Source organism: Bradyrhizobium sp. (assembly GCF_035273305.1).
In the GTDB taxonomy this organism is placed as follows: domain Bacteria; phylum Pseudomonadota; class Alphaproteobacteria; order Rhizobiales; family Xanthobacteraceae; genus Bradyrhizobium.
This window is the reverse complement of sequence record NZ_DATEPI010000319.1, coordinates 1-5,271: the sequence shown is the minus strand read 5'-3', so window position 1 is coordinate 5,271 and position 5,271 is coordinate 1. Positions and strand designations below refer to the sequence as shown.

Sequence of the window (5,271 nt, the reverse complement as noted above, 5' to 3'; positions counted from 1 at the left end):
GGCACCTCGATGTCGGCTCATCACATCCTGGGGCTGGAGAAGGTCCCAAGGGTTCGGCTGTTCGCCGATTAAAGTGGTACGTGAGCTGGGTTCAGAACGTCGTGAGACAGTTCGGTCCCTATCTGCCGTGGGTGTTGGAATTTTGAGAGGATTTGTCCCTAGTACGAGAGGACCGGGATGAACGTACCTCTGGTGGAGCAGTTGTCGCGCCAGCGGCAGTGCTGCATAGCTATGTACGGACGGGATAACCGCTGAAAGCATCTAAGCGGGAAACCCACCTCAAAACGAGAATTCCCTTGAGAACCGTGGAAGACGACCACGTTGATAGGCCGGGTGTGTAAGTGCGGCAACGCATGTAGCTTACCGGTACTAATCGTTCGATTGGCTTGATTGCTCTCATTTTCAATGTCCATGCGTACATGCGCATGTCGACGGCTTGCTTCGTTTCTTTGTCCTTCGCCGGCCTGGTGGTTCTAGCGAGGAGCTTGAACCCGATCCCATCCCGAACTCGGCCGTTAAACTCCTCAGCGCCAATGGTACTATGGCTTAAGCCCTGGGAGAGTAGGTCGCTGCCAGGCCTGCCAAGGACAAAGCAATTCCTCTTTTCGTGTCGTGATCGAACAAAACGCCGTTTCCCTTTGGGAAGCGGCGTTTTTTTCGTTGTAGGCGAGATGATGGGATCTCTGTTTTCTCCTGAAAAGATCATTCCCCCAACGGGATGAGATCAAGATCGGCTTCAACCGATTCGAATGCTGATCTAAACGTCGAACGCTGATCAATAAAATGCGATCGCGAGGTACGAACTGAATGCGCCGTTCGGTCACCATTCATACAAACAGGCCCAATTTTCTTCAGCCATAATTATCGTCCACTCCCTCCATCGTCAGCCCGCCACGTTCCGCCCTCATCACTCACTCAAGCTACTGAGCCATCAGCCGGCCTGAATCCAGGAGTTTCCGATGCGCGAATTCATTCGTCCCGTTGCAGCCGCCCTGTCGGTCGTCTGTCTCGCCGTTTGCATCATTGTTGCATCCAGCGGTGATGGATCGGGGCAAACCCGGGAGCAAGCCACTCCGGTTCAGGCATCGCCTCCGCCCGGTCAAGCGCCGGTACTGAAGCAGATCGCGCTGACCGACAAGCAGATCGAAGGCGTGCTCACGGCGCAGAAGGATATGGACGCCATAACCGAGAAGCTTCCGGATGATGCCAAGCCGGATGCCAAAGTTACGGCCCAGCTCGATGGCGTCGCCAGAAAGAACGGCTTTGCAAGTTACGACGAATACAACGAGGTCATCGACAACATCAGCCTGGTGCTCGCCGGCATCGACCCTGCCACCAAAAAATACGTCGGCTCCGAAGCCATTATCAAGGCGCAGATCGCCCAGATCCAATCGGACACCAGTATGCCGGCCAATGACAAAAAGCAGGCCCTGGCCGATCTCGACGAGGCGCTGAAGGCGCCGTCCCCGCCGATTGAGAACAAGGGAAATATCGACCTGGTCGTGAAATATTACGACAAGCTCGCCGACGCCTTGAGCGACGATCAACAGTAGCGCTGCAAGCTTGGAGCGTCTTCAAGCGAAGTGGACGCCGGTTCGCGAAGAAAACGCGTCAGAAGAGCAGCCTAGAGCGTTTTCCAGCGAAGTGGACGCCGGTTCGCGGTGAAGAAAAACGTGTTATACCAAGAAGCTACAGCCCGATTTTGATTCGATCAGAACCGATCAGCCTCTAATTGAGTTGATCACGACCAGCGCGGGGCATCGCTAGTCGTTGCTGATTGCTCTCGCACGGGCCGCGCAACAGGAGCGTCTATTTCGCCCCGCCGAAGGCTTTTTCCATCGCCCGGCGCGTCTTGATGGTCTCGTCATGCGGATCGACCTCAACGTCATTCCAGCGCACCAGTGCGCCGTGAGCGATGTCGTTCTTCAGCTTGAGTTTGTGCGCCAGGCCGATCGGTACCGTGCCGTGCTTGAGGCTTGCGGCGGCCGGCATCAATTTGCCCCAGACGGTGTAGCCACCCTCGCCATCCAGCATCTCGCCGGCGCGCAACGGCCGCTTGGCCACTGAACCGACATCGCCCCGAAACTGCAGCGCTTGCCCGGTCGGCTCGCGGCGCAGCGCCGCCGACAGGATGGAGATATTCAATTCCAATCCGATCAGATGATACGGCTTGTACATGGCCGCGTAGCGTCCGCTGGCATCGGTCTTCAACCCATATTGCTTGAAGCAATCGGCGGCATACTCGTTTGGCGCCTCCAGAACGACATACACGCCCCAACGCAGGTCGCGAAACACCGGCCGGCCGTCCCGCTCCAGCGACGACACCACTTCCACCACGCCCGCTTTTTCCAATACACCGCCTTGGTCGCGTGGTCGCATCACATGCGGCAGATCATCGACGCCGCACGGTGGAAATGAAAGGCCGTTAGTGGGAACCTCCAATCCGCTGGCGTTGGCGATCGCCGCCATTTCGATCGCCGACTTGGTGCCGTCAAGAAACGAGTTGAACATCTGCGGGTTCATTCCCGCCGACTGCGCCTCATCGGCGGTCAACCCGTAATGGCCCCAGACGTCCTTTGGCGTGACGTCATGATAAGCCGGCAGGTATTTTGTGCCTTTCCCGGCGGCGACAACGCGAAAGCCAGTGGCGCGGGCCCAGTCCACCAACTCCGCGGTCAGCGCCGGCTGGTCGCCATAGGCGAGCGAATAGACCACGCCCGCACGTTGCGCTTCCTTTGCCAGCAGCGGTCCAGCCAATACGTCGGCCTCGACATTGACCATGACGATGTGCTTGCCGGCCCCGATCGCTGCCCGCGCATGCCTGATGCCGGCCGCAGGATTCCCGGTCGCTTCCACAATGACTTCGATCGAGCCCGACGTTGCCTTGGCCGCTTCGGGCGTGAATATCGTCGCTGCGATCCGCGCGGCGTCCCAGCCGACAGTTCGACAGGCCTCGCGCGCCCGCTCGGGATCGAGATCGACGATGACGGGCACTTCAAGCCCTGGCGTATGCGGTACCTGCGACAAAAACATCGAGCCGAATTTGCCGGCGCCGATCAATGCGACCTGAACCGGCTTTCCAGCCGCGCGACGGCCCTCAAGCAGACGATGAAGATTCATGGGCCCGCAATTATCCTGTTCTCGTCATTCCGGCGCGCGCCTTTTTGGCGCGACCACGCCCTCGACGCTACGCGTCGGCTATGCATGAAGGCTGATGATTGTGGGTCGAACCTGGTCTCACTCCGCAGCCTGGCGATGGGCGCGCGCGAGCCGGATCAGCGCGTCGTCATCTGCGGTTTGTATCGGCGTGAAGTCGCGATGTGCGATGTACTCGGGCCGCGTCGGAGTTCGGATGTAATTCGAAACCGCGTTCAGCGTCAGGTAAACGATTTTGCGGGGATAGGGCGTGATGTTGCCGGCCGACCCGTGCACCAGGTTGCCGTGGAACATCAGCATGCCACCCGCTTTCCCGGTGGGCGCGACAATGCCGCCTTCCTTCACCAGCCGCGTGACCGTTTCTTCGTCCAGTGTCCAAAGCGGGTATGAGGTCGTCTCGAGATCATGCGACGCTTTGAGATTGCCGGCGTGGTGACTTTTCGGCACCAGCATCAACGGCCCATTGATAGGCATGACCTCGTCGAGGAAGATTGCGATGTTCATCGCGCGCGGCTCCGGCATGCCATCGTCTCGCTTCCAGGTGCCGTAGTCCTGGTGCCATTGCCAGACGTCGCCGGTGAAAGCCGACTTGGCGTTGATCTTGTACTGATGCATGTAGACCTTCTCGCCGAACACCTGCTCGACGGGATCTATCATGCGCGGATGCGCGCCGAGCACGCCGAAGGCCTCGTTATAGAGGTGCGCTGCAAAGGCTGTACGAGGCGCGCCGCTCTTCTCGCGCCAGACTTCGGGACGCTTGGTGTCGTAGATGCGCTCTGCCTCGCGCGCCAAAAACTCCACTTCCTCGGGGCTGAACAATTCGGGCAAAAACAGCCACCCTTCGCGGTTGAAGTCCTCGATTTGTTGCTGGGTCAGCTTCATGGGGTTTTCCTCCTCGCTCTGTCAGGCGAATTCTGCTGGAGTTCTTGAGCTAAAGGTAGCACCGGCTGGGGGGTTTACCAACCGGCCGCGCCAAGCCAAAAGGGCGCCACCCCGTCCCAAGGCTGGATCAATTTGCGTCGAGGAACTCAAGGACAATCCGGCAAAATTCTTGCGGCGCCTGCTCGAACATCCAGTGCCCAGCACCGGCTATCATCGCCGTTTTCGCGCCCGCAACATGCGCGGCCAGCGCCCGCAGCACCTCCGGTAACGTGCCTTGCGTGGCGGCGCCCCCGACAAACAGCGTCGGCGTCTTGATCGATTCCGCCTCGAACCTTTTGTAGGGCTGGCGATTCTCGCCCATCTGCCCGAGCAATGTGAAAGCGTTGTCGCGAAGCTGCTGCTTAGGCGCGGCCGGCAAGCGCTTCCACGCGCCATCGCCTTCGATCACGTCGAAGAATGCCGCAACGCCTCCTTCGATATCTCCGTTTCTGATTTTCTCGGCGGCGCCGACGAACCTCATTGCGCGCGGCGATGGCGCGGAATTGGCGTGCGGATCAAGCGATGGGTCGAGTTCGCCGCCGGGCTCTGCCAGGATCAGCTTGCGCAACAGTTCAGGACGCTGCTCGGCAACCCGGAATGCGATGTGTCCGCCGCGGGAGTGGCCCATCAAATCCACCGGTCCCAAATTCAGCCTGTCGATGAATTCGATCACGTCGGCGACGTGCTGCGCCATCAGGTAGTCGTCTCCGACGCCATCCCAGCGCTCCGGAAAAAAATGGCGCAAGCTTACCGCGATCACGCGGCGCGCTCTGGACAATGGGCCCAACACCGCCGACCAGGTTCGGAAATCGCCGAGCGTGCCATGGACGCACACCAGTGGCGGTCCTTTGCCGACCTCGAGATAGGCCATGTCGTATCCGTTGACGTTCAGGGTCTGCATGGGGCACTCGCGGAATGTTGAAAGAGGGGGCGGGCATTTGCCGGCGTACTCATCCGGGCACCATTCCATGAACCTGGCGCGCGCCCAACCGCTTTTTTACACTGCCAGGGTCGCCAGCGCCTTGATCGGATGAGTGGAATCGGCCCGGAATTCGGGTGGATCGCAACAATCTCCAAGCCTAGATTCCGATCCAGCATCAGACTAAATGCATAGACAGAGTAGGAGCCAGCGATGACTGCTCATCATTTTGCGATATTCGACACATCCATCGGACGGTGCGGGATTGCCTGGGG

At 59.4% G+C, this 5,271-nt stretch carries 4 protein-coding genes and 2 rRNA genes; 3 read left to right on the top strand and 3 right to left on the bottom strand.

Translation table 11 applies throughout. The features are described from left to right. The 3 genes from VJV58_RS21085 to VJV58_RS21075 form a co-directional block, all read left to right on the top strand. Positions 1-394, top strand: a 23S ribosomal RNA gene (locus VJV58_RS21085); the annotation flags it as partial. Positions 395-463: 69 nt separating this feature from the next. Beyond that, positions 464-578 (top strand): 5S ribosomal RNA (gene rrf, locus VJV58_RS21080). 381 nt (positions 579-959) lie between these two features. Continuing rightward, positions 960-1,553, top strand: coding sequence for a hypothetical protein (locus VJV58_RS21075; protein WP_324139303.1), 594 nt, complete (start codon positions 960-962; stop codon positions 1,551-1,553). Between the two features lie 256 nt (positions 1,554-1,809). On the opposite strand, the gene VJV58_RS21070 is transcribed toward VJV58_RS21075, so the two are convergent. The 3 genes from VJV58_RS21070 to VJV58_RS21060 all read right to left on the bottom strand — a co-directional run bounded on the left by VJV58_RS21070 (position 1,810) and on the right by VJV58_RS21060 (position 4,978). Continuing rightward, positions 1,810-3,120, bottom strand: a complete 1,311-nt coding sequence (locus VJV58_RS21070; RefSeq protein WP_324139302.1) for an NAD(P)H-dependent oxidoreductase — start codon at positions 3,118-3,120, stop codon at positions 1,810-1,812. A gap of 117 nt (positions 3,121-3,237) precedes the next feature. Beyond that, entirely contained in the window at positions 3,238-4,038 is an 801-nt protein-coding gene (locus tag VJV58_RS21065; protein WP_324139301.1) for a phytanoyl-CoA dioxygenase family protein, read from the bottom strand. Between the two features lie 127 nt (positions 4,039-4,165). Beyond that, entirely contained in the window at positions 4,166-4,978 is an 813-nt protein-coding gene (locus VJV58_RS21060) for an alpha/beta hydrolase (RefSeq protein ID WP_324139300.1), read from the bottom strand. Positions 4,979-5,271: the final 293 nt, after the last annotated feature.

What these genes read in the sequence shown, in the direction of transcription:
- VJV58_RS21065 (WP_324139301.1), bottom strand. Translation starts at nt 4,038, where the DNA reads ATGAAGCTGACCCAGCAACAAATCGAGGACTTCAACCGCGAAGGGTGG.
- VJV58_RS21075 (WP_324139303.1), top strand. Translation starts at nt 960, where the DNA reads ATGCGCGAATTCATTCGTCCCGTTGCAGCCGCCCTGTCGGTCGTCTGT.
- VJV58_RS21060 (WP_324139300.1), bottom strand. Translation starts at nt 4,978, where the DNA reads ATGCAGACCCTGAACGTCAACGGATACGACATGGCCTATCTCGAGGTC.
- VJV58_RS21070 (WP_324139302.1), bottom strand. Translation starts at nt 3,120, where the DNA reads ATGAATCTTCATCGTCTGCTTGAGGGCCGTCGCGCGGCTGGAAAGCCG.